We start from the raw sequence: 24,342 nt of genomic DNA, 5'->3' as shown, positions 1-24,342 counted from the left end.
GAGCACCGGGCAAAGCTGCACTCGACGAATCCAATTGAGCGTCTCAACGGCGAAATCAAGCGACGCACCGAGGTCGTCGGCATCTTTCCGAACGACGAAGCCATCGTCCGTCTCGTCGGTGCATTGCTGCTCGAACAGAATGATGAATGGGCCGTTCAACGCGCCAGGTATATGACGCTTGAGACCATGGCCCAAATGAGCGATGATCCCCAAATCGGCCTGCCCCGCTGTGATGTCGGGTCAGGAAACGAGCGGGACAGCAGGCTAATACACTGCCCGAATTGCCCCGTGTGGACGGCAAGCGTCAAGCCTTGATGCCAAATTCAAACGGATATGAGTGGGGCTTCGCAGCTGCGGCGAGGTCTCGATAGGGTCCGACAGTAAGCCCGAATGAGTGGGCACAATGGGACTGAAAGTGGGATCACTTGGTGAGCCCGTTGTTCCCGCGCGGAGATCCCGCCGCTATTCTCGCAAATGTCGGACAGCCGCCGCCCTTTGTCGCATTTGTCGAGATCACGACAATCGGTTTGTCCCGCTCTGCTCTACGCACCGTCAAGCCACGGAGTGGTGCCTGCTTCGCAGTTTTGAATTTGAGAGCGAGCGGGCTACGGCTCCGTCATTGCTGGGGGTCCGATAGCGAAAGCCTGTTCGAGATGCGTGCTTCTCTATCGTCGCACAGGGCGTTTTCAGCATCTTGGGCCCTCTCACCGGTCTGAACAACTGTTTCAGCTTGATCATTTGAGGTTTTCGCAACCGAACGTGCTTGCCGTGGCTGGTCGGCAAGCCGTCGCTCGAACGATCATGGAATGCGATACTAAGTTTTCCGGAATCTGGATTCCAACTGGAATGCAGGAAGACGATCGGTAGTAGCGTTTTTAGCTCGCATTTTACGCTGCATTTTCGAGTGGCACGTCGCTTGCTTCATTTCTCGTGCCGCCGATTCACCGAAACTCAGAAAGAGCCAACGCAAGCTCTATGGTGGTGCGAATTGCCCACTGCTCCCGCGCCCAGACGGCGCGGAACCGTCCTAAAAGCGGCATTAATCTTGGCGAAGGACAATTCAAATCCAAGGGAGAGTAAGATGAGCATCACACGCAGACATGTCATCGTTCAGGGTGGCGTCATTGCAGCAGGCCTGCTCGCCAGCGGCCTACCGGGGACAAAAGCCTTCGCGCAGATACCGTCAATCCCTTGGCGGCGCTCACTGCAGGGCTTGGCCTGGAACGACCCGATCATCGAGACCTATCGCGACGCAGTGCGCCTTCTCAACGCCCTTCCCGCCAGCGACAAATTCAACTGGGTCAACCTCTCGAAAATTCACGGCAGCGGTGACGTCGTCAAATACTGCCCGCATGGCAACTGGTATTTCCTGCCGTGGCACAGGGCCTATACGGCTATGTACGAGCGCATCGTTCGGCACGTGACCAAGAACAACGATTTCGCTATGCCGTTCTGGGACTGGACCGACAATCCGTACCTGCCCGAAGTGTTCACAATGCAAAAGACGCCCGACGGCAAGGACAATCCACTTTATGTTTCGTCGCGCACCTGGCCAATCACGCAGCCGATGCCGGACAATATAGTTGGGCCACAGGTTCTCAACACCATCCTAACGGCGAAGCCATACGAGGTCTTCGGCACCACCCGCCCCCAGGGACAGAACTCACTCGATCCTTCCTGGGTCACCACCAGCAGCGGCACGCAGGGGACGCTGGAATACACACCGCACAATCAGGTGCACAACAATATCGGTGGCTGGATGCCGGAAATGTCGTCGCCCCGCGATCCGATCTTCTTCATGCATCATTGCAACATCGACCGCATCTGGGCGACGTGGAATTTGCGCAACGCCAACAGCACGGATCGGCTCTGGGCCGACATGCCGTTCACCGACAATTTTTACGATGTCGACGGCAACTTCTGGTCCCCGAAGGTCTCTGACCTTTATGTTCCAGAGGAACTCGGATACAATTATGGTTTCCGGACCTACTTCAAGGTCGCGGCGGCGAGCGCCAAAACGCTGGCCCTGAACGATAAACTCACGTCCGTGATCGCGGCGACGGCGACCGATGCTGCAGTCGCCGGCGTGACGACCACCTCCACGGACAACAGCAAGGCGGCAACGGAAAACGTGCCGCTTTCGCTGCCGATCAAGATCCCGGCGGGCGCATTGCAGGAGATCGTCCGCCAACCGCCTCTGCCATCCGGCATGGATACAATGGATTTCGGCGCGGCACAGGAGCAGGCGGCCTCCGCTCCTCGTGTGCTGGCATTCCTGCGCGATGTCGAGATCACCAGTGCCAGCACGACCAGCGTTCGGGTGTTTCTCGGCAAGAACGACCTTAAGGCCGATACGCCCGTCACCGATCCCCATTACGTCGGTTCTTTCGCCGTTCTCGGTCATGACGGCGACCATCATCGCAAACCATCCTTCGTCCTCGATCTGACGGACGCGATCCAGCGGGTTTACGGCGGAAGGGGGCAGACGGATGGCGAGGCCATCGACCTGCAGCTCATTCCTGTCGGATCGGGAGCGGGCAAACCCGGCGCCGTAGAGCCCGCAAAGCTAGAAATAGCCATAGTGTCCGCCTAACATCCGGACTGGCTGGGTTGTGGAGACATCGATGCGCTATCATCGTTGGGTGCTTATCGCTATTCGTGCGGCGGCATTATCGATGCTGCGCATCGTCAGCCCGGTTCAAGCTAACGAGAGCGACATGCGGGCAACGACCAGTAAGCCCGCGACGATAACCATATCGAGCAGAGCAGTCCACTCATCGGCTGATACCAGTGCGCGGGTCGTCCTTACTGTCACTGGTTATGAACCGTCGACTTCAGGACCAGTGACGACGGTCGTTTCGCTTGACTGCGGCAGTAACGTTCGCGAAATTGGTAGGTTTGGTATTTTTCCGAACAAGGCGTTTTCGGTATTGGACGGGGCAAAGCCTCAACGATTTGGGTTTCCCTTGCCCGATGACCCGTCTTGCCGTCAGCCACAGACCGTCATTATCCGGCTGGAGCCTCAAACAGGCGGCGGTTCGGGCGCCAGCATCACTATCAGCGACGCAAGCATCGAATAGATTGGCAGTCGGGGCTGATTTGCCGCTAGCTCCAGAACCTTGGCGGCAATGAAAGTCCGCCGGATAAAATAGAGGGTTTTGATAGGTTGTTGTGACAAAGGTCCAACGCGCAGCGCCTATCGTGGTCAACAGTTTACAGTCTTGCCGCTGCATTCGGCGACTGATGGTCGTCTGCAAGCAGGCAAAGGTTTTTGGCCGACCCGAGACTAGGCTCAAGATAAAGTCGCTCTTAAAGGCATTGAACCAACGACGCGTTCCTAGATCAGTAAAGTGACTCTTCAACCACTTCAGATGCTTGCGCGGAGTCTGTCCGAAAGCTGCATTGACTTCGCACGCGGTCCAAAACCGATTCAGACTGCGCGTTCAATTCAAAACTGAAGATTAGACGTGTGCTTTTAATGGCACTGGATTTGCAAGGACACGGGCGGCGTGCGGCCATAGGTATCGTGATAGAGAGGCGCGGAGGTTAGTCTTGAAACGAAGAGATTTTTCGACTGTTGGGCTCACTGCTCTTCTCGCCGGGATCGTATTCCCGGCTTTTCCCAGCACCGGATTCAGTGAGCAGCGAAAGCCGTCCATCCCCGCACTCCCTGATCAGCGGAAACTTTGGAGTTGGATCAAAAGGCTCAACAGTTTCGGCCCCCGATTGACCGGCAGCCCGGCGCAAGCACGGGCAATCGATTATCTTGCTGGTGAGTTGAGAGGGATGGGCCTTGAGGTGAAGCGCGATCAACTCACGATGCGCCGGTGGATGCCACGAACCACCGCGTTCAAACTGTCAAATGGTGAAGTAATTGAGGTAGCGGCGCCGTTCCCGTATTCCGGGCTTACACCTCCCGGCGGTATCTCGGGTAAGATGGTTCTTTTCAACGGTCGGGTTCAGGCGTTTGAGAAAGCCCGCGGCAAAATTGCGGTGGTGACGGTAAAGCGTCGGGATCTGGCGGCATTCCTCGAACTGGTGACCAATCGACGCGGCAGCCTGCCGGAAGGCATAGACTTTCCCAAAGCCGTAACCACGCCGCTTATCACCGGTTTGCTTGGCGTACCGATCGACAAGGCGCGTGAAGCAGGGGTTTTAGCCGTCGTTTGCATTTTCGAAGGCGTCTCGGAAGTGCAGTTGAAGGGGCAGGTGCTGCCATTCACCACACCGTATTGGGGCTTACCTGCAATATGGGTGGCGCAATCTGAAGGAGAGCGGATCAAAGCCGCGATCAAGCACGGTTTGAGCGGTCGCCTGACCTTGGATGGCACGTTGGAAGACGTTGCGACCGATACGATTTATGCGGTTTTGCCGGGCTGCAACCTGCTTGAGACAATCATCATCAACACCCACACCGATGGACCTAATGCGTGCGAAGAGAACGGCGGTGCTGGGGTACTCGCTCTGGCGCATTATTTCTCCTCGCTACCGAAATCTGCCCGCAACCGAAGCCTCGTCTTCGTACTCGTCACGGGTCATTTCCAGCTTGCCCAGTTCGGCCGCCACGGGAATCAGGCGACGGCGACCTGGCTCGAAATGCATCCAGAATTGTGGGACGGCAAACCCGGCCATGCTAAAGCCGTTGCAGGAGCTACGATTGAGCATCTTGGATGTACCGAGTGGCGAGATGACTTTGCAAAAGGGCACCCCGCGCCCACCGGGAAGCCGGAACTCGATTTGATCTATACCAGTAATAAGTCGATGAGTGGCGTGTACATCGCTGCCGCACGCGGGCGCAAAAAGGTACGCGCGCTGATAGTCGCCCCAGCGGCGGCGCAGGTGATGTTGGGCGAAGGACAGCCATTATACGCATCAGGAATTCCGACGATATCAAGCTGTCCGATACCGGACTATCTTTGCCAGGTCTTGCCGGGCGGAGGCTTGGACCGGCTCGACCCTGATTACGCCTTTCAGCAAGTCGAAACCTTTGCCCGCACGGTCGACTTGCTCGACAGGATGCCGCGTGGTGAGATCGGAATCGTTCCGTTTAACCTGTCCACTGTTATCGGTGATCTGCTGTAAACCTGACCAACACTAACGCCAGCGAAAATGGCGGTGTCACGCGATCGGCACTTTAACTGGCGCCGAGGATCATCTGGCAGTTCACGATAGTGCCGGGTCATAGCCGTCCCATCTGGGCACGCTTCGTCATGCATGAGATGACCGGCCTGCGTTTCCACATCGCGGCCTTCGAGGCTCTCGGCGGCGCTCCGCGGGAGTGCTTTGCGACCGGATGAAGACTGCCGTCATCGGTGAGCGTCAGACAGAAGGCATCGTCTATAAACCATGCCACCACCAGCCTTAGCCCCAACCAAAGCCACGCGGACGGCCGCTGAAACATCCTAGTTGGTGGGATCCCACACCGCAGGCGAATCCATCACCTCCTGTCCTCCGATAGTCTCCAACGAGCTGGGAGAAACTGCTGATCCAGGCTGAATGAAGACTTTGTGTGGCATTCCCTGGCGACGAGCTTGCTGCCCCTCTCCCGGCGTAGCTGGCTGACCCAGTGCTTGGCATAGACATTGCAGGGGATGAATGCGGCGGTAACTCGTTGGGGTCGGAAGTCGTCAAACTGCTTTCCTAGGCGTCGGCATTGCCTACCGAGCACCTCGCCAGACGGAAGCACGATCGATCTGGCACGTATGTATGCGTACGGGATCATAACCATAGAGGAGTTGAAACGATGGCGGATATTCTTACATCTCTAAACCCGCTCCGGTGGATTGAAGCGCCATCCACGGAACTGGAGAGCCAAGTGACCCAAAGTCTATTCCCGATGTTCCAACGCTTGGCGGAAGCGGGCGCTGAAACCGCTAAAATTCTGCAGGTTGCCTTATTGCGCCGCGTGCAAGTCATGTGCGACAGCCACTCTACCCGCCAGGGAAAGCTCTTTACTGAGGCCGAACGTCTTGCCGAGAGTCTACGCGAGGTGCACGGCAATGGGAATTTGGGCTACGCTTGGGCGGAATACCTGCGCGACGCTAGTGAGCGCGCCATATTGTGCATGGATCTTCTCCGACAGCGCGGCGACATCTTCCTCGAACATGAAGCGGCAGGCTGTCCGCCGGTTTTCTTCTGCGACTACGAGACAGTTATGGATGGAAACGATCTGCCCTTGAAATCCAATTACGTGTTACTTCGAATGATCCCGCCCCAAGGTGTTAACGTCGATGACACGAAGCGCCCCTTCATAATCATTTGCCCGCGCGCCGGACATAGTCCCGGCGTCGGTGGCCACAAAGAAGACAGCCAGGTCGGCGTAGCGTTCCGGGAAGGTCACCCGGTTTATTTGGTGTCCTTCCGCCGAGAGCCAGAGGGGGGGCAGTATCTCTCTAATGTCACGTATGCGGAAGCGGCCTTTGTTCGTGAGGTCATGCGCCTGCATCCGCTTGCCCGCCTTCCAGTCGTAGTCGGCAACTGCCAAGCTGGCTGGGCTACCCTTCTGATGGTTGCGACAAATCTCGACTTAGCTGGCCCGATCATCCTCAACGGATCGCCGGTGACACCTACCTCGGGAAATATCGGTGAAAATACCCTCCGCTACATGGCGGGCCTCTTCGGGGGAGCTTGGATAACCATGTTTTTGTCAGATCTGGGCGGAGGCATCTTCGACGGCGCCCATCTCGTACAGAATTTCGAAACGCTCAATCCCGAGCGCCAGTTATTCATGAAGTATGTCGAACTGTTCCGAGATGTGGATGCGGCGAGCGAAGCCTTCCTTAAGGCTGAGAAGTGGTGGGGCGGCTTCTGCCTGATGCGGGGAGACGAGATCCGCTGGATAGTTGAGCACCTCTTTGTTGGTAATCGACTGGCGCACAACAAGGCGTATGGGGAGCCGGACCGGCGGCATTTCGACCTTAAGAAGATCAGGGCGCCTATTATCATATTTGCCAGTCATGGCGACAATGTAACGCCGCCGCAGCAGGCGCTGAATTGGATCCCCGAAATCTATGACAACGAGGAGGAAATCCGCCTTCTCGGCCAGCACATTATTTATATGGTACACAACGACGTCGGTCACCTCGGTACATTCGTTTCCTCGAGAGTAATCAACAAAGAATACAATGAGGTTGCAAGCACGCTCGAGGCAATTGAGGCGTTGTTGCCTGGCCTTTACGAGATGCGCATCACGGACATTCAAGAAGATGCTGGACACAAGAGCTATAGTGTTGAACTGATCGAGCGCACCTTCGAGAATATCCGTGAGTTTAACGATGGCCATGACGATGGAGGTCCCTTCGCTGCCGTCGCCCGCGTCTCTGAACTGCAAGCGCAGATCTATCACACAGTTGCCCGCCCCTTTGTGCAGGCCGCGGTCACAGACATCTCAGCAGACGCCAGCCGAATGTTCCATCCAAAGCGGCTGGAGCGATCGCTTCTGTCTTCTCAGAATCCGATCATGGTTGGCTATAAGTCAATTTCAGAGCAGGTACGGAACTCCCGGGCGAACGCAGCAGCGGAAAATCCTTTCCTGGCTGCGGAAGCGCTCTATTTCAAGGCTGTCGAACAGGCGATCGTGGTCATGCGCGACTGGCGCGACATGGGTTATGAGCTCGCGTTTCACATGATCTGGAACAACCCTTGGCAGCGATATTTTGACAATCCCCACGAAGCATACCGCAAAGGGACGACACTTGACGATATGAGATGGCAGCCGGACATCGCCAATGCGCTCAGGAGGATCGCGATCGGCGGACTCGCCGATGCCATCATCCGTATGGTCGTACTCCTGGTGAGCGATCGTGGCGGGATCCGACGCGACCGCCTGGCGCGCTGGTCACGGGTGCTGACCGAGGACGAGCCCTTCCGCTCACTAAGCGCTGATCATTTGGCCGAAATCACTCGCGTGCAGACGGCTATCGTCACCTTTGAGCCGGAGCAAGCAATGGAGACGCTGCCGCTGTTGCTAACGGAACCGAGGCAACGGCAACTCGCTTATGCAGCCGCTTGCTATATCCCGGGCTCCAGGGCGGAGATGTCATCGAGTACTGTTGCCATGCTACAGCGCTTCGCGGACGTGCTTGGCCAGCCATCGATCGTCGATGTGATTGAGGATCCGCTGGCAGTGACATAGTTTGTTCGTAGAGTAGCGTCTCGATCTCACCGAATCACATAATTATTGGTTTTCGCTCGTTGGTCACGGAGGCGCTTGAAACAATTCCATCGCAAATTCAGCCAGGACCGCAGATCGGAAAATTGCCATTGGACATCCGTCCTTTACAACGCAACGATGCCGTAATCCGGTTCAGTGATCGGGCCGGCAGAGGGCGGATTGAAACTGTGGAGGAAGGCTCTCGTCATAGGGCTGGCGCTCGCTGCAAATCATCGTGATCGAACGCACTGGCCATACGGTTGATCTCGGCTGACCGCGCACCGACCGCCTTGGCGGTCTCGCGCCACCTTGCGGTCTCGCGCCACCTTGCGGTGTCGCGACTTCCTTAATGATCGCGCGAGCCTCGGCGAGCGTTAGGGCGTAGAGCCCTGCAGCTTCTTCCAGCAGGTCAAGGGAGCAGGTGCCTTCATCAAGATCAATGTTTGTCGTCAGCGCGCGCGCCTTGACATCCGTAGGCACTGGATTGAGGTCATAGGCAGGGGACAACGACCAGCTGGCTTTATTGAGCCACAGAAAGCCGTGATTTTTCTCCCCAGCTCAGAGCTAGAGCGGGCTGCAGCGAGAAGCGGCCGGGGTCCTCGAGCCAGGCACGATCATACTCAAACACGATTGTTTCGGCACCACGGGCGCGATTGCTCCGGGCCAGATGGGACGTGTGCGGCCGTGAAGGTCGAGATGAACTTCGAAATCAGCCATCGCGTGACGATCCCGGTGATCGCCTTGGGTGAGCGTGCTTGGGCAACTCTGCATTGGCCAGAGACTGGCCGACGCTGTCGTTACGGATGTCGGCGACTTGGCTCAGCCCATCTAGCAGGCCGAGTGCCTGGAGGACGCCTGCATAGATGCCGATGCTGACATTGGTGTCGCCGGCCTCGATCTTTTGAAGCGTTGAGCGTGAGGTGAAGGCACGTTCGGCTACTACCGCCATAGGCAGGCGGCGACGTCGACGTGCGTCGTGGATGTCTGCGCCCAGTTTGCGCAGCGCGCGCCGCACAGCGGCCGGAGCGTTGTGAGGTGTCGGAATTTGTCACCTTCGCACTACAGATTGCACTAGATATGTAGCACGAAGGTTACAATTTTTCAAGAGAGATGGTCAGAGAGAAAAGTGGTTAGAATGGGAATCGCGGGAGCGATAGCGCAAGTACGAGCCAGGCTGGCAGGCGAAGAAAGATGGCGGATCTTGAGGTGCTCAAGATCGATGCCGCCTCCGGACTGGAAGCGCGATCGGAACCACTATCGTCTGCTGATGCGGCTTTTGCCGATTGCCAAGCTGCACCCGGCCCTTAGTCGAACGGGTGCTCCTGGAAGATGCGGTGGTGTCGGTGACCGTGGACACCTCGTCGATCAGGGTCGCAACCGTGGCTGGTTTTGAGAAATCGGCGGGCGGACATTGTCGGCCATCAGGACACCAATTGAACTAGGCCATTTGGACTAGAATTTCCACTTATGGCGCGCCAACCGATCGGTTCCTCATGGATCGGGAAGCCGACCTCTACACAGCGGGCTCAATCCTCTAGAATAGTTGCTAATGACCGCTCATCAGACAATCTGATTGAAAGTTCCCCGCGAAGCAGCCATATATTTAGCTCAAATTCATTAGTGCTACGTAGGACATTGATCATGGTAGATGTGGAGCTGCAGGTCGCTCGGCAAAATGCCTCTCTTCGAGTGCAAGTCGAAGAAAGGCTCAGACAGGCTATTGCGACGGGCAAGTTCAAGCCGGGGCAAAGGCTCGTCGAGCGCGAGCTTTGCGAAATGATCGGCGTGGGTCGCACGTCCGTCCGTGAAGCGCTTCGGCAGCTTGAGGCAGAGGGATTGATCACAAGCTTCCCCCACAAGGGTCCAGTTGTCAGTATCATAACCTATGAGGAGGCCGCTCAGCTCTACACCGTCCGCGCGCTGCTCGAGGGGTTTGCTGGTCAGCAGTTCGCCGAAAATGGAACGGCGGAAGATATTGCCACTTTGCAAGATGCCGTTAGAGAATTCGAAGCGTCGGCGGAAAGCGGCGTGGGACACAGGCTCATCGCTGCCAAAAACGCCTTCTATGACTGCTTGATGGATGGCAGCAAAAACGTCTTCGTCAGGCAAATGCTAACATCGCTGCACAACCGGATCAATCTTCTGCGCATGACTTCGATGACACAACCGGGGCGCCTCAAACATAGCATTGCAGAAATCAAAGAGATTGCCGAAGCGATCCAAAATCGCAACGGACCCAGGGCTGCGGCCGCTTGTAAGCACCACATTGATATGGCTGCGAAAGTCGCACTCGAGTACCTGCGCAACAACACCTCAGGCTGATGCCATAAGATTTTCCGAAAATTGACAGATTGTCTGATGCTGGAGGTGGCCGGGTGTAATTAAATCCTTCAGGGCACGGTGCTTTTGACAACGCAACAACCTCTCTGGTGTCCATCGGACGATAAGATGGGTGCTGCTTGCACGGTCATTTTAAGTGAGGTGATTGAAGAAGCGACGGCAAAATTGGCGTCGTAGCGAGGGAGGGCCGGCCCAAGCATGAATTTTCCGATTGACAGATTGTCTGATAGGTCGTTAACTACTCCTCACTAACGGAGGTAGCTGATTGTGCTTGCCTCACATTCGGGAGCGGGACGTTGTCACCACGAAAAAATCTGCGCGTCGCCTTTATTGGTCTCGGCGCAATGGGCGGGCCGATGGCACAACATCTGTTGTCGGCTCAATTCGAAGTCACTGGCTTTGATCTATCGGCCGAGGCTAGGGAAAGGTTCGCGGCCGTCGGCGGCGTTCCGGCAGAGACGGTAGCGGAAGCATTCAATGGGGCCGATGTTGCGGTTACCATGCTTCCCAACGGCAAGGTTGTTCAAGACGCGCTCTTCAAGGATGGGGCCTGGCAATCCCTGAGTGCTGACGCGCTTGTCATCGACATGAGCTCATCGGCGCCCAATGATACTCGTGAGCTCGCAGAACGCTTGCATCAGAAGGGCTTGCGGCTGGTCGATGCTCCCGTGTCAGGCGGAGTGAAGCGAGCCGTCGAAGGCTCTCTTACTATCATGGCAGGCGGTGCTTCTGACGATATCGATCAAGCTGATCCCATCCTGTGCGCCATGGGCGGCCAGATTTTTAGGACAGGCCCGATCGGCTCAGGGCACGCCATGAAAGCCATCAACAATTTCGTATCGGGAGCCGGGGTTCTGGCAGCTATCGAAGGCGTTCTTCTTGGCCGAACGTTTGGTCTCGATCCTAGAACGATCGTCGATATTCTCAACTCGTCGTCTGGCAAGAACAACGCAACAGAAGTGAAGATGAAGCAGTTCATCCTCTCGGAGACTTTTGGCTCTGGTTTTGCTTTGGGGCTTATGGCGAAAGACATTAGGATTGCAGCGGACTTGTCGAAGGCGCTCAATCTCCAGCTGCCGACATTGGCCGGTACCGCTGATGCCTGGGATGCTGCTCGGCATGCTTTAGGCCCCGATGTCGACCATACGAAAATTGCGCAGTTCGTGAAAGATCAGGCCTGACCGCGAAAAACTACGCCAAACTGACAGTTGAAAATTGTCTGATAATCTGTCAAATATGATGAAGGGAGCGAAACCCAATGGCCACTTTGGACAGGAAAGATAAGGGGCCTAAGGCCGGCGAGCGAACAGCTCCATCGGAGCAGTTCAAGCGCGGACTTGCTACTCGTCGGCAGGTGATGGGGGACGCTTACGTTGATGCGGCCCTCGGAAAGGCGACCGACTTCACCTGGCCGATGCAGGAACTCGTCACCGAGTATTGTTGGGACAATATCTGGAACCGACCTGGCCTCGACCGTCGCGCTCGATCGATCCTCAACCTTGGAATGATAGCGGTTTTAAACCGACCGCACGAGCTCAGAGGCCACATCCGCGGCGCCATCAACAACGGTGTTACGAAACAGGAGATCCAGGAGATCTTCCTTCAGGTGGCTATCTACGTTGGTGTGCCAGCAGGCATCGACAGTTTCAGGCATGCCCAGGAAGTATTCACCGAAATGGGCATTTGAGAATGTGCTGTCCCGTGAGGGGGCATGTACAACATGCGCGGAGTTCTCAGCGCTTATCAACAAGGGAGGAGCCTAAAATGGCGATAGATCTCAAGAAATTCATAGAATTCGTGCGGGAGGATTTCGAGTTCAAGCGCGAAACTCGTTATCTTAACGGTATATTAAAATGCGATTTCCCTACCCGCAGTGTAGCGCTTCATTTCGAGGACGGTACGTTGCTAAAGGTGGAAGAGGCCGAATACGACGACGACAAGTGCACTATCGTCATACGCGGGACCGGTTCACAGTGGGAGGCGCTGCTTCAGCACAAACCCTTGCCGTTTTATCAGTGCTTGCAGTCATCAAACATCAAGCATGGCCTCTACCTTAGCAGTAACAACGAAACCTTCGCGTATCTGCCTGCTCTCAACCGCATGACCACCCTGATGCGCAATGCCCGTTCTGAAGGAGCAGCAGCATGACCAAGTTTGACCCCATTATCGGCCGTTATCTCTATCTCACCGTAGAAGGTATCGAGTACCGCGTCTATTACGAAGAAGCGGGCCAGGGGATTCCGCTTCTCGTCGGTCATACGGCAGGGTCCGACGGTCGCCAATACCGTCATATGCTTTGCGATTCCGACGTGACGAAAAATTTTCGCGTCATCGCGTTCGATCTGCCGTATCACGGCAAGTCCCTTCCCCCCTACGGCGTTCGCTGGTGGGAGAAGGAATACAACATGACCAAGAAGTTCATGATGGACTTCCAGCTCGAACTCTCAAAAGCGCTCGACCTAGACCGCCCCGTTTATTTGGGCAGCTCCATGGGCGGCCATCTCGCGATCGACCTGGCATCGAACTATCCGGACAACTTCCGCGCCACGATCTCGGTCGAAGGTGCGTTGCGCTCGGCGGCGGAGTACGTCGACGTCGGTATGGCTGGCATCCGCAGGGAGTTCGACAATCCAAACGTCAATCGCACCTCCATCGGTGCGGCGATGATGCTGAATATCTCACCGTACTCGCCAGAAGCGAATGTCCGTGAAATCCAGTGGGAATACAGCTGCGGTGGACCGGGAATCTTCGCGGGTGATCTTTATTACTACTACTACGACCACGATGTGTCGCCAGAAGAAGCCAGCAAAATCGATACGTCGAAATGTATGCTATACTTCCTCACGGGCGAATACGATCCAAACACGTCCCCGGCCGATACCAAGATTGCTGCAGACCTGGTCAAAGGCTCCAAGTTTTGGACAATGGAAAAGCTCGGACATTTTCCCGTTACTGAGGACTATAGCGAGTTCCGGAAGTATCTGTTGCCGATTCTTGAGGAGATCCAACAGTCATCAGCAGCCCGGTCTAAGGTTGCCTGATCCTTTTCTCGGGAGGAGAACTTCAATGAGGTGCATTCTGAATGTCACACTTGGGGCGCTGATCTCGGTTAGCGCCCTGGCGACAACCGCTTACGCGGATGGTGTCGATCAGCTACCGGCTACAGAAAAGAAGATCTATGAAACTGTAGATCCGCAGATTCCATTGGGGGCGAGCGCCTACAAAGACTTCAAGCCCAAAAAGGGTCCTCCGTGGAAGATCGGCTATGCAAGCAGCTACGCTGGCAACACCTGGCGAGCCGCAGCTCTCGATGCGGTCATGAGCGATCTTTTACCGCGATCAAAGGCTGCGGGCCTGGTGTCTGATGTCGTGGTCACCCAGTCGGATCTTAAAGACGCCGTTCAGATCCAGCAGATGCGTCAAATGGTGGACGAAGGCGTCGATGCAATCATCATCTGCTGCTCGAACGTCACGGCTCTTAATCAGACGATCGAATATGCCTACAAAGCCGGTGTGCCGGTGTTCTCATTTTCGGGCTACGTGACGTCGCCATACGCCATCAATGGCGCGGCCAATCACGCGCAGGGCGGTGCCGAGATGGCGACGTGGCTGGCGGAAAAAATAGGAAAGAAGGGCAATATCCTTCTCGTTTCTGGTATTCCCGGTTTCGCTTCTTCGGACAGCTTTGACAAAGCGGCTAAGGAAGCACTTGCTAAGTACCCCGACATAAAGATCGTCGGTGAAGTTGCAGGGAAGTGGACCGACCAGGTGGCCCAGGTCGAAGTTCAGAAGTTTCTTGCGACGAACCCGACGAAGATTGATGGGATCCTCACGCAGGGGGCCCAAGAGAACGGCGTTCTCAACGCAATGCTGCAGTCAGGTCGAGACATGATCCCGATTACTCTCGGGGGGGAAGCTTCCGCCGCGTGCTACTGGCGCAAGAACCCCGAGTTTGTGGACAGGAGTTTCCATATTTGGCCGCCGCGTCGCGAGATGCAACAGATGTGGGAGATCATGCTCCGCACATTGGAGGGACAAGGCCCTAAGGTTCAGTCCTTCCTTCGACCCGTCTTGCCTTACACCATCGATGAAGTCCGCGCGGCAATACCAGAAGATTGCGACTTGAACTCGACAGACTTCGTGGAGCCCAAGGCGGACGGGTGGTTTCCTGCTGCGATTGCTGCAGACTACTTCGAACGCCCGGCTAATCCCTGGAAGCCTGTGTCGAAGTGAAACTGTTCTGCCCGGTGGGTCTTGCCACCGGACAGAAGTTTCTCTTGTGGGAGGACCGCCTCGCGCGGCCGTTGGGATTAGAGGATCTCCGATGCAAAACCAAACTACGATCAAGTTGATCAATGTTGCCAAGTCTTTCGGCGAGACTAAGGCCTTAAAGAAGTGTGATTTTGAAGCCCGGGCCGGAGAAGTGCACGCCATCGTCGGAGAGAATGGAAGTGGCAAAAGCACGATGGCGAAGATCATGTCTGGAGTGTTGCACCCAGATTCCGGGAGCGTTTCGGTCCTTGGAGAAGAGATTTCGACTCCGACTGACGCCAAGCGCATCGGGCTGACAACGATCTTCCAGGAAGTGCTGGTGGCCGACGAGGCCAGTGTATTGGAAAACCTGTATGTCGGGCGCGACGGCATCTTCCGCTCGCAGGGCGGCAGTGGTCGGCGTACCGAGGCTGAGGAGATCCTGAAACGCCTCGTCGGCAAGCCCGTGGATCTCGATCAGAACGTTGGGGCATTGCCTCTGAGCGTCAAGCAATGGATAGTTATTGCGCGAGCGGTCTTGCGCAGGCCGAAGGTCCTCATCCTCGATGAATCGTCTGCGGCATTAGACCTCGATTCCACGATCCGCCTCCACGAGGAAATTGATCGTCTCCGTAGGGAAGGTGCGACCGTGCTGATCGTAACGCATCGGATCGCTGAACTTGTCCGCATCGCCGATCGAGCCACGATCCTTCGCGACGGCGTCACCATTGGTACGCTCGAGAAGCATGAAATAACTGAAGAGAACCTGCTTTCAATGATGACGCCCGCGGACCGAAACGCAAGCGACGCGAAGGCGTACGAATCAAAGCAAGTAGGCGCCGCCGCGCCGGCCGTGGTAGCGGTAAGAGACCTCGTTACTCACAGCGCGGCAGCGCCCTTCGATTTCGATCTACCGAAAGGAGCGATCATCGGTGTTGCAGGACTCGACGGGCAGGGGCAGGACGCTTTCGTACGCGCCGTTGCGGGTATCATCCAGCCTTTTGGTGGTAATGTCCAAGTCTGGTCATCCAGCACCGAGAGAATGAAAAAGGTCGCATCGCTCGAAGACGCTACCAAAGCAGGAATCTCGTATATTTCCGGCGACCGCAAGCGTGAAGGTATCTTCCCTCAGCAGAGCATCTTCGAAAATCTTGCCATCGGCGTCTATCGAAAGAACCTCGGTCCTCTTGGTATAATCAATAAGGCCGGCCTCAAACCCATGTTCAAACGCGAGGTGGATCGGCTCCGGATTAAGATTGGAAGTCCGGCGAACAAGATCACCTCACTGTCGGGCGGAAATCAGCAAAAAGTTTTGATCGGCCGTGCCTTTGCAAACGAACCGTCCGTCATCGTCCTTAACGATCCCGCTCGCGGTGTCGACCTCGGAACGAAGCGCGATCTCTACCGCGAACTGCGCCTGTTCACGGAGAAGGGTGGCAGCGTGATTTATCTATCAAGCGAAATCGAAGAGTTCATCGGCTTTGCGGACCGCGTCGACGTCTTCTTTGCTGGAAGGCTTTTCCGGTCGCTAGCAGGCGAGGACATAGCGGAAGAGCCAATCTTGGCCGCAATGTTTGGAAAATCGCCAAACGCCTCCATCGAGTTCGATCTGGAAAGGACTGCATGATGTCTGGAATCGCATTCCGTCAAATCACCCAGGACCGTTCCCTCTTCGTGCCGGCCGGCCTATTCATTGTCCTTTTGGTCGCCGTTGCCCTACGCGGACACGGGCTATTCACGAACAACGGCCTCGCAGGTGCAATCCTTGTCGCCACGCCCTTGATTCTAACGGCGCTTGCCCTCACCCCCATTGTCATGGCGGGTCGTGGAGCAGTGGACCTTTCAGTTGGCCCCTTGATGGGGTTCATCAACGTTACCCTTATTACCTGGCTTGTGGGTAACGGAATTACCAACCCTATCGCAGTGATAGTATGGGCAGTCGGCCTGGGAGCGGCATTCCAGCTACTCCAGGCGCTGGTTATCATTTATGTGCGTGTCGCTCCGATAATCGTTACGCTGTCGGGTTTTCTTGTCCTCTCCGGGTTGAACCTGATGGTGATGTCCCGACCGGGTGGAGTCGCGCCCGACTGGATGCTTAGCTGGGGGGCGGGGACCGACATCATGTCACCTGTTTTGCTGTTGCTGGTTGCAGCGTATGCATTATGGCTCCTTCTCAGGGGGACTATGTTTTACCGCAACCTTCGCATGACGGGTGCGGATGAGCGCATGGCGTATACGAGCGGCGTTCGAGTGGACGCAGTCCGCATCATCGCCCACGTTGTTGGTGGAGCATTCGCTGGACTTGCCGCCCTCAGCTACACGGCGCTGATCTCCTCTGGTGATCCGACGCAGGGCAGCACCTACACCCTTCAGGCTGTTACGGCCCTGGTTCTCGGAGGTGCGAGCCTCTCCGGTGGTCGTGGTGGAGCACTTGGATCTACGCTTGGCGCGATCAACATGTTCCTCATCTCCTATCTCCTCTCCACCTTCAACTTCGGCACGGTTTCGGGGTTCGTTACCCAGATGGCATTCGGCTTAATCCTCGTCGGATCACTTCTCGTGAACGTCTTTGTCATCAGTCGCCGCGCGGTTGTGTAAGGAGCAAGATAATGGTCGCGACAGTTATGAATTCCGAAATCAAATCGGCTCAGAAGTCTAACCCGCTCAAGGCTCATCGGAGCATCGTCATTGGCTTTGTTCTTCTGGCCTCTCTCTTAGCACTCGGTGCATTGCTGGTCCCCGGCTTCGTATCATCCCAAAACGCGCGTTCAATCCTTCTTCTCGCAGCGTTTCTGGGGCTTGCCTCCATTGGCCAGACCCTGTGCGCTCTGGTCGGTGCGCTCGATCTTTCGATACCATATATTATTGGAGGCGCGAACATCCTCCTTCCCAGCCTTATGGTCGCAGGTATTCCCGCTCCCCTCGCGATGCTGGTTGTCATGCTCCTCGGTGCGCTTGTCGGGGCCGCCAATGGCGCCCTGAGCTTCCGTCTCCAAGGGCAAGCGCTGATCATGTCGCTCGGAGTTGGCTTCGCGGCCGTCGGTGCGGTCCAGATCTACACCTCACTCGGCTCGGCGTTTGGTGGTACAGTGTTTGCTCCGGTACCCGAATGGCTGAGGAACATTTCGGCGTTCAACGGAAAGTTTTTCGGCCTGTCGCTGCCTCCGGTCATCGTGATCTGGGCTATCGTCGCCATCGCGCTTGGATGGTTCATGTACAACACCTGGTTTGGCCGCAGCATTTACGCCGTCGGCGGAAGCCGGACGGCGGCCGCCCGCCTCGGAATCTCCGAATTCAAGGTCTGGACCGTCATCCATAGCGTCAGCGGTGCCATGTCTGCAATCACGGGCATGCTGCTACTAGGGTTTTCCGGTGGTGGCTTCGTCGGCGTGGGCGACCCTTATCTTTTCACCACCGTAGCAGCGGTGGTGATTGGAGGGACGTCGCTTCTTGGTGGGGCGGGCGGCTATGGCGCGACAGTGCTCGGTGTTCTTGTCCTGACTGTACTGACCTCGCTTCTAGTTGGCCTCGGACTGAACTTTCCGGCGCAGCAGGCTGTCGTCGGTCTGCTCATCGTTCCGATGGTCGCGATATACGCACGGTCACCACACATTCGAAATCAGATATGATCAATGCATAGAAAGGAAGATCCATGGCAATCTCCAGCACCCTGCTAGGCCGTTTAAAGGACCAGACTCTCGTTCGCGAGCAGATGCTGGTTGGAGGAAAGTGGTCGAGCGAAGGGGTAAACGGCACACGCATCAACGTGCTAAACCCCTCCACGATGGACGTCCTTGCCTCTTTGCCTAGCGCTGGCCTTGCTGAAGTGCGAGCCTCTATCGATGCTGCAAAGGCTGCACAGAAGAAGTGGGCTAAGGTTTCGGCGAAGGAACGCTCGCTGATCATGCGGAAGTTCTACGAAGAGGTGGTAGCTAACGCTGAAGACCTGGCCGTAATTCTGACATCGGAAATGGGCAAGCCACTGGCGGAAGCGCGTGGCGAGATTGCTTACGGCGCTTCCTACATCGAATGGTTCGGTGAGGAAGCCAAGCGTGTCTATGGTGACACCATTCCAGGTCACCAGGCCGACAAGCGACTGCTTGTCATCAAGCAGCCGGTTGGCGTTGTGGCCGCCATCGCTCCTTGGAACTTTCCGTCGGCGATGGTGTGCCGCAAGATCGCGCCGGCGCTCGCGTCCGGCTGCGCGATCGTATTCAAGCCTGCTGCCGAGACTCCGTTATCGGCGCTTGCATTGGCGATCCTCGCGGAGCGTGCCGGAATACCCGATGGCTTGTTCAGCGTCCTCCCGACGGATAATGCAAGAATGTTTGGCGAGGAGGTCTGCTCCAACCCGGTCGTCAAGAAACTGACCTTCACCGGTTCGACCGAAGTTGGCCGTATCTTGATGGCGCAAGGCGCCCAGAAGATCATGAAGCTGAGCCTGGAACTCGGCGGCAATGCGCCGTTTATCGTTTTCGACGATGCAGATCTCGACCAGGCGGTCGAGGGGGCTATGCTTTCTAAGTTTCGTAACGCGGGTCAAACCTGCGTGTGCGCGAACCGTATTTACGTACAGAGCGGGATCCATGACAGGTTCGTCGAGAAGCTGGCAATGCGCGTGAGTGCCTTGCAGGTTCTTGACGGGTTTGAGAGCGGGGCGACGATCGGCCCGTTGATCAACGATGAAGCGGTAGCAAAGCTCTATGGTCATATCGATGACGCTGTGACCAAGGGTGCGACTGTCGTGGTTGGTGGTGACCGCGATGCTCGCGGAGGCACGTTCGTCCAACCAACGCTTCTCTCGGGTGCCACAAAGGATATGAAGGTTGCGCGTGAGGAAACCTTCGCGCCTCTGGCTCCGGTGTTCAAGTTCGATACTGTCGAGGAAGTCATCGAACTCGCGAACGATACGGAATTCGGCTTGGCAGCCTACTTTTTCGCCAACGACCTCAGGAACGTTTGGAAGGTCACAGAGGCGCTGGAATACGGCATGGTTGGCGTGAACACGGGTCTGATTTCCACCGAATTAGCGCCATTCGGCGGCGTCAAGCAATCCGGCTTCGGCCGAGAGGGCTCAAAGTACGGAATGGATGACTTCTTATCCATGAAATACGTCTGCATGGGCGGGATCGGCGCATAGCGATCGCCCAAGGGTCGCTCGCCGACTGAACTTAAAGGGGGAGAGGTCTGTTGAATAGAGGCAGGACAGCAACATCCTCTCCGCCGGTTGCGAGGTCTCAAAAGGCTGGACTTTTCTAGAGGTTTCGCGGGAGCTGTCCTACGGATCTTCCCTTCCGACCCCTTCTGGGGCCGGCCTTGCAGACGAGATTTCTGCCTGTCTTTTCGATTGTCGATCCTTCCGCCAATGCCCTACAAGGTAAGTCTTTCCCAGATAGCTTGTAGCCTTCGAAGAGGTAACACGACATGAACGAGCTGTTGCACCGTGGCGTTGTCGTTTCAACGTATCGGAGTCCTGAGCAGGAGCATGATCACCACCCGATCGATGCACGCGTTCGTCCTGAAATCGATCAGGCCGACGATGCTGCACGTGCCAGCGTGGAGGGTCAAGCGAAAGCCATTCGCGTCAACCAGCGACGCGTCAAGGTGTAGTTGTCGGCGGCCGCACCCTCAGTGTCGGTTTGACGTAGCCGCCGATCTTCGCCGGCGCCAGGCCTTTATGGTAGATCCGGATGCGTCCGGGTCATCCAGACGTCAAACGCGTAATGCAGGAAGAGATTCGATAGGATCGGGCTGACCACGCCCCCTTGCGGGGTACCACGCATCCGCTCAATGACTTCTCCGTTCTTTTCCATAGGCGCGGTCAACCATCTTTCGATGTAGAGCAGAGCCCAGTTGCATTTAACGTCTTTTCTGACCGTCTTCAGCAAGAGATCATGCGGAAGATTGTCGAACAGCTTTGATGTCGGATTCCGGATCAATCATCTGCTTGACCACCATCTGCGCGATCCGATCACTGACCGCCGATTCCAGATCTTGGTAAGCCCACGGTGAAGGCCGTCTTGCGATAGAGGGCTTCTGACTGCCAGTCCTAGTGGTAACACTAGGAGTGGTCATATGACGAAGCATCCAATTGAGGTGATCACGTCTGTAGAGCGCCGTCGGCGCTGGTCACGCGAAGATAAAGAGCGCCTTGTCGCTGCGTGCTTTGAGCCAGACGCGGTCATCTCCGAGATTGCCCGCGCGGCCGGCATCCATGTCAGCCAGTTGTTCCGTTGGCGCAAAGAGCTTTGCCGGATCGAGGAGCCAAGGTCTGATACGGCGACTTTGGTGCCGGTGATCGTATCCGAGGCCGCTTCGACAGTCTCTCCCGTTCAACCGGAATCGCCCACCACATCCCACCCTCGTCGGAAGCGTAGCAATGTGACAATCGAGCTTGGACGGGGTCGGCGCGTGCGCGTGGATAGCGACATCGATACGGATGCCCTTGGCCGGATTCTCGATTGCGTGCTGGGGCTGCGATGATTCCGGTTCCGAGTGGCGTGAAGGTCTGGCTGGCGACAGGCCACACCGATATGCGAAAGGGCTTCCCCGGTTTGTCGTTGATGGTGCAGGAGGCGCTGAAGCGCGACCCGATGTGTGGACACCTGTTCGTATTCCGCGGCCGCGGTGGACAACTACCGACATTCTGCATACGTTTCCCGTTATTCGACGATTGCCTATCCTTGGCACCCGCTGTTCGGGAAGAAAGTGCAGGTCTCACCGTTCAGGCGTGGCAAAAGTTTAACCTGCATCTACACGGATGAGCGTCCAGATCTGTGCCGCGAGTTGCCGAATTGGATGTTCGATCAAAGCTATTGCACTATCATGGCGCTAGGGCTGCCTGAGATCAGCATTGCCGGTCTCAACGAATTGGCAGCGGCGCTGGCATCGTTCGGCGCGACTCACGCAAGAGGAGCAAAATCCCGTCCTTCGAGGAAGAAGGAGAAGGATGATGCGAAGCAAGCGACATCAAAATCGCGACCAACTCGTTCTGCAGTTGGAGCGCCAAAATCTTCAGGTTCCGGCGGTCAAGAACGTCAAAGGGTTGGTGGAAGCGCTGGCGGATCTTCTGCTGGAAGCTTTGGACGCGAACAGAATGACGAAGACGGGAGGCGTTGATGAACACGAAGATCACGCCTGACCATCTTGGCCGCGCCGCTGTGGTCTATGTCCGCCAGTCCACAATGACTCAGGTCACCGGCAATCTGGAAAGTCAGCGCCGGCAGTATGATCTGGCTGGAGCTGCCGCAACGACCGGCTTTGCATCGGTGACCGCAATCGATGACGATCTCGGCCGCTCCGGCTCAGGCAGCATGGAACGGCCTGGATTCGAACGGCTTGTGGCACAGGTCTGCTCCGGCGATGTGGGAGCGGTCTATTGCATCGAGGCATCCCGCCTGGCGCGCAATGGCAGGGACTGGCATCATCTGATCGACCTTTGCGCACTTGCCGGTACGCTGGTCATCGATCCGGATGGTGCCTATGACCCGCGGCTCGTCAACGATCGTCTGCTGCTTGGATTGAAAGGCACGATGTCGGAGTATGAGCTTAGCTTGATGCGTCAGCGCGGCATCGCAGCACGCGATTCCAAGGCAGGACGCGGGGAACTGCGGTTCATGTTGCCGCCGGGCTTGTGCTGGAGCGAAGTGGGCAAGATCGAGATCGACCCGGACGAACATGTGGCTGAGACGATCAGGCTGGTCTTTGCCAAATTCCGGGAGCTGGGAAGTGGACGACAGGTCTTTTTGTGGCTGCGGTCGGCCGATATCAAGATGCCGGTCGTTCTGCGCAATGTCGACGTCTGCAAGCTCGTCTGGAAAGCGCCGGCGTACCACAGCGTCATGCAGATCCTCCACAACCCACTCTATGCGGGCGCCTACGCCTTCGGAAGACGCGCACAGCGAACGCGGATCATCGATGGTCGCGCTCGCAAGGCCACTGGGGTGCGCAAACCCCGGGATGAATGGAGCGTGTTGCTGCGCGACAATCATCAAGGTTACATCAGTTGGCGGGAATACGAGGAGAACCACAAGCTCCTGGCCGAGAACGCGCACATGAAGAAGAACTGCGATCGCAAGTCAGCGCGTGGCGGTCGTGCCCTTTTGACCGGGCTGATGCGATGCGGTCGCTGTGGCCGAATGATGCGCGTCTTCTACGGCAGCGCGAAGGGCAACGCGCATCGCTATCAGTGCCGCGGCGACGATGCACACGTGGGTGTCGGCCTTTGTATCGGCATTGGCGGCGTCAGGGTCGATCGCGCCGTTGCGGTCCAGATTCTGGAAGCGGTGTCTGATCGTGCCGTCGAAGCGGCAATCTTCGCCTCGGATCAAGTCGAGCGGTCCCGAAGAGATGTCATTGCGGCACTCGATCGGGACCTCGAAGGCTCACGCTACGAAGCGCTGTTGGCCAGTCGCAGGTATGAGCTTGTGGACCCGGCCAAGCGGCATGTTGCACGCGAACTGGAGGCCCGATGGAATGATGCCCTGGAGCGAGTGGGCGTGCTTGAGCGCAAGATCAAGGACCTGTCCGCGCTGTCAGCAGCGCGCCCCGTCATCGATCGTGGCCGACTCCTGCAGCTTGCCCAGGATCTCCCGACCGTCTGGAATGCGCCCTCCACTGAGACGAGAACAAAGCAGCGGCTCATTCACATCCTGGTTCAGGAGATTATTTGCGATCTCGACGATGCGACCAACGAGGCGGTGCTGTTGATCCATTGGACCGGAGGTCGGCACACAGAGGTGCGTGTGGCGCGCGTCAAGACCGGAAGATATCCTGCTGAGCTCGCACCATCGGCCGTCGAAGCACTGCGCAAACTGGGCGGACATTGGCCAGATCGGGAACTCGCGGTCTCCCTCAATCGGATGCTTTGCAAGACAGGTGATGGCGAGAGCTGGACGGCCGTGCGTGTTCGTGACATGCGCGAGCGTCTGGGAATTCCCGAATATGATGCCACCAAAGTGGAGATACCGATGATCAGCTTGATGAAAGCGGCGGAGAAACTCGGTATTTGCGTGGGATCGGCCAAAAGCCTGGTGCAGAGAGGAATTCTTCCTGCAACGCAAATCCTTCCCGGCTCGCCGTGGATGGTTCCGGTAGATGCGTTAACCTCGGAAGCCGTCCGGATAGGGGTGCAGGGTGTCGTCGATCGACGCCCCAAGTTTTATGAAGATTATCAATACGATAAAGTCGTCCGGTTGCCCGGAATTTGATGGAGGGATGCATTATGAAGCGCACTGTGGCGGTCTGATCAAGGTGATCTGGCATGACGGCCAGGGCGCTTGCCTGTTCACGAAGAAGCTGGAGCGCGGCCGCTTCATCTGGCCATCAGCGGCCGATGGCACGGTGGTGATCACGCCTGCGCAGCTCGGTTATCTGTTGGAAGGTATCGACTGGCGGATGCCGCAAAAGACCTGGCGGCCGACGTCGGCCGGATAGGCAAAAACACTGGAATGACAGGGTCGAATATGATTCCATCCTGTCATGAGCAATGCGACCGAAGAGCTTCCGGACGACCTTGCCAGTGCGCTTGCACTGCTGGCCCAGGAACGCGCTCGACGTGTCGCAGCCGAAGCAGAAGCAGCGACCGCCAAGGCAGAAGC

The 24,342-nt window shown here is 56.8% G+C and carries 22 protein-coding genes and 2 pseudogenes; 22 read left to right on the top strand and 2 right to left on the bottom strand.

What is annotated here, in order from left to right; translation table 11 throughout:
- The 6 genes and pseudogenes from EFQ99_RS33480 to EFQ99_RS33455 form a co-directional block, all read left to right on the top strand.
- Positions 1–225: pseudogene (locus EFQ99_RS33480) on the top strand (transposase); the annotation flags it as partial.
- A gap of 856 nt (positions 226–1,081) precedes the next feature.
- Complete coding sequence (locus EFQ99_RS33475; protein ID WP_004668600.1) at positions 1,082–2,593, top strand: tyrosinase family protein; 1,512 nt, start codon at positions 1,082–1,084, stop codon at positions 2,591–2,593.
- 31 nt (positions 2,594–2,624) lie between these two features.
- Entirely contained in the window at positions 2,625–3,080 is a 456-nt protein-coding gene (locus EFQ99_RS33470) for a hypothetical protein (RefSeq protein WP_004668602.1), read from the top strand.
- 472 nt (positions 3,081–3,552) lie between these two features.
- Entirely contained in the window at positions 3,553–5,082 is a 1,530-nt protein-coding gene (locus tag EFQ99_RS33465) for a zinc-binding metallopeptidase family protein (protein WP_004668604.1), read from the top strand.
- A gap of 65 nt (positions 5,083–5,147) precedes the next feature.
- A pseudogene (locus EFQ99_RS33460) lies at positions 5,148–5,341 on the top strand (IS21 family transposase); the annotation flags it as partial.
- Positions 5,342–5,743: 402 nt separating this feature from the next.
- Entirely contained in the window at positions 5,744–8,134 is a 2,391-nt protein-coding gene (locus tag EFQ99_RS33455; protein WP_011053336.1) for a DUF3141 domain-containing protein, read from the top strand.
- Between the two features lie 727 nt (positions 8,135–8,861).
- Here EFQ99_RS33455 and EFQ99_RS33445 read toward each other — a convergent pair.
- Positions 8,862–9,197 carry a helix-turn-helix domain-containing protein gene (locus tag EFQ99_RS33445; RefSeq protein WP_026188835.1) on the bottom strand — a complete coding sequence of 112 codons (336 nt, stop codon included), beginning with the start codon at positions 9,195–9,197 and terminating at the stop codon, positions 8,862–8,864.
- A gap of 596 nt (positions 9,198–9,793) precedes the next feature.
- Here EFQ99_RS33445 and EFQ99_RS33440 point away from each other — a divergent pair.
- From EFQ99_RS33440 to EFQ99_RS33390, 11 genes are all read left to right on the top strand, one after another.
- Positions 9,794–10,474, top strand: coding sequence for a GntR family transcriptional regulator (locus tag EFQ99_RS33440; protein ID WP_004668612.1), 681 nt, complete (start codon positions 9,794–9,796; stop codon positions 10,472–10,474).
- A 314-nt stretch (positions 10,475–10,788) separates the two neighbouring features.
- The gene (locus EFQ99_RS33435) at positions 10,789–11,673 is read left to right on the top strand and encodes an NAD(P)-dependent oxidoreductase (RefSeq protein WP_004668614.1); all 885 of its coding nucleotides are present in this window, start codon (positions 10,789–10,791) and stop codon (positions 11,671–11,673) included.
- A gap of 77 nt (positions 11,674–11,750) precedes the next feature.
- Positions 11,751–12,179, top strand: coding sequence for a carboxymuconolactone decarboxylase family protein (locus EFQ99_RS33430; RefSeq protein ID WP_170967874.1), 429 nt, complete (start codon positions 11,751–11,753; stop codon positions 12,177–12,179).
- Between the two features lie 77 nt (positions 12,180–12,256).
- Positions 12,257–12,640, top strand: a complete 384-nt coding sequence (locus EFQ99_RS33425; protein WP_004668622.1) for a hypothetical protein — start codon at positions 12,257–12,259, stop codon at positions 12,638–12,640.
- Positions 12,637–13,533 carry an alpha/beta fold hydrolase gene (locus tag EFQ99_RS33420; protein ID WP_004668623.1) on the top strand — a complete coding sequence of 299 codons (897 nt, stop codon included), beginning with the start codon at positions 12,637–12,639 and terminating at the stop codon, positions 13,531–13,533. The genes EFQ99_RS33425 and EFQ99_RS33420 overlap by 4 nt, the downstream gene beginning before the upstream one ends.
- 25 nt (positions 13,534–13,558) lie before the next feature.
- Positions 13,559–14,725: an ABC transporter substrate-binding protein gene (locus EFQ99_RS33415; RefSeq protein ID WP_004668626.1), complete on the top strand. Its 1,167-nt coding sequence runs from the start codon at positions 13,559–13,561 to the stop codon at positions 14,723–14,725.
- 91 nt (positions 14,726–14,816) lie between these two features.
- Positions 14,817–16,370 (top strand): sugar ABC transporter ATP-binding protein, encoded by a 1,554-nt coding sequence (locus EFQ99_RS33410; protein WP_004668627.1) that lies wholly within the window; start codon positions 14,817–14,819, stop codon positions 16,368–16,370.
- A complete protein-coding gene (locus EFQ99_RS33405) occupies positions 16,367–17,341 on the top strand; it encodes an ABC transporter permease (RefSeq protein ID WP_008534336.1) in 975 nt (324 codons plus the stop codon). Before EFQ99_RS33410 ends, EFQ99_RS33405 begins: the two co-directional genes overlap by 4 nt.
- Positions 17,342–17,352: 11 nt before the next feature.
- Positions 17,353–18,372, top strand: a complete 1,020-nt coding sequence (locus EFQ99_RS33400; RefSeq protein WP_004668632.1) for an ABC transporter permease — start codon at positions 17,353–17,355, stop codon at positions 18,370–18,372.
- A gap of 23 nt (positions 18,373–18,395) precedes the next feature.
- The gene (locus EFQ99_RS33395; protein WP_008534338.1) at positions 18,396–19,883 is read left to right on the top strand and encodes an NAD-dependent succinate-semialdehyde dehydrogenase; all 1,488 of its coding nucleotides are present in this window, start codon (positions 18,396–18,398) and stop codon (positions 19,881–19,883) included.
- Between the two features lie 284 nt (positions 19,884–20,167).
- The gene (locus tag EFQ99_RS33390) at positions 20,168–20,353 is read left to right on the top strand and encodes a hypothetical protein (protein ID WP_004668636.1); all 186 of its coding nucleotides are present in this window, start codon (positions 20,168–20,170) and stop codon (positions 20,351–20,353) included.
- Positions 20,354–20,418: 65 nt separating this feature from the next.
- On the opposite strand, the gene EFQ99_RS33385 is transcribed toward EFQ99_RS33390, so the two are convergent.
- Positions 20,419–20,631 (bottom strand): hypothetical protein, encoded by a 213-nt coding sequence (locus tag EFQ99_RS33385; protein ID WP_016737422.1) that lies wholly within the window; start codon positions 20,629–20,631, stop codon positions 20,419–20,421.
- A 187-nt stretch (positions 20,632–20,818) separates the two neighbouring features.
- On the opposite strand from EFQ99_RS33385, the gene tnpA reads away from it, so the two are divergent.
- The 5 genes from tnpA (at position 20,819) to tnpB (EFQ99_RS33360) (ending at position 24,178) form a co-directional block, all read left to right on the top strand.
- Positions 20,819–21,226: an IS66-like element accessory protein TnpA gene (tnpA, locus tag EFQ99_RS33380; RefSeq protein ID WP_126925190.1), complete on the top strand. Its 408-nt coding sequence runs from the start codon at positions 20,819–20,821 to the stop codon at positions 21,224–21,226.
- A complete protein-coding gene (gene tnpB, locus EFQ99_RS33375) occupies positions 21,223–21,507 on the top strand; it encodes an IS66 family insertion sequence element accessory protein TnpB (RefSeq protein WP_126925188.1) in 285 nt (94 codons plus the stop codon). The genes tnpA and tnpB (EFQ99_RS33375) overlap by 4 nt, the downstream gene beginning before the upstream one ends.
- Before the next feature lie 188 nt (positions 21,508–21,695).
- Positions 21,696–21,884 (top strand): hypothetical protein, encoded by a 189-nt coding sequence (locus EFQ99_RS35400; RefSeq protein WP_170967886.1) that lies wholly within the window; start codon positions 21,696–21,698, stop codon positions 21,882–21,884.
- On the top strand, positions 21,862–23,952 hold the full coding sequence (locus EFQ99_RS33365; protein WP_097603750.1) for a recombinase family protein: 2,091 nt from the start codon (positions 21,862–21,864) through the stop codon (positions 23,950–23,952). The genes EFQ99_RS35400 and EFQ99_RS33365 overlap by 23 nt, the downstream gene beginning before the upstream one ends.
- Positions 23,953–23,959: 7 nt before the next feature.
- Positions 23,960–24,178, top strand: a complete 219-nt coding sequence (gene tnpB / locus EFQ99_RS33360) for an IS66 family insertion sequence element accessory protein TnpB (protein WP_208722852.1) — start codon at positions 23,960–23,962, stop codon at positions 24,176–24,178.
- Positions 24,179–24,342: the final 164 nt, after the last annotated feature.

Origin of the sequence: Rhizobium vallis (assembly GCF_003985155.1) — a bacterium.
Classification (GTDB): domain Bacteria; phylum Pseudomonadota; class Alphaproteobacteria; order Rhizobiales; family Rhizobiaceae; genus Rhizobium; species Rhizobium vallis.
The sequence above is the reverse complement of the archived record's forward strand: the minus strand, read 5'-3'. Positions and strand labels throughout refer to the sequence as shown.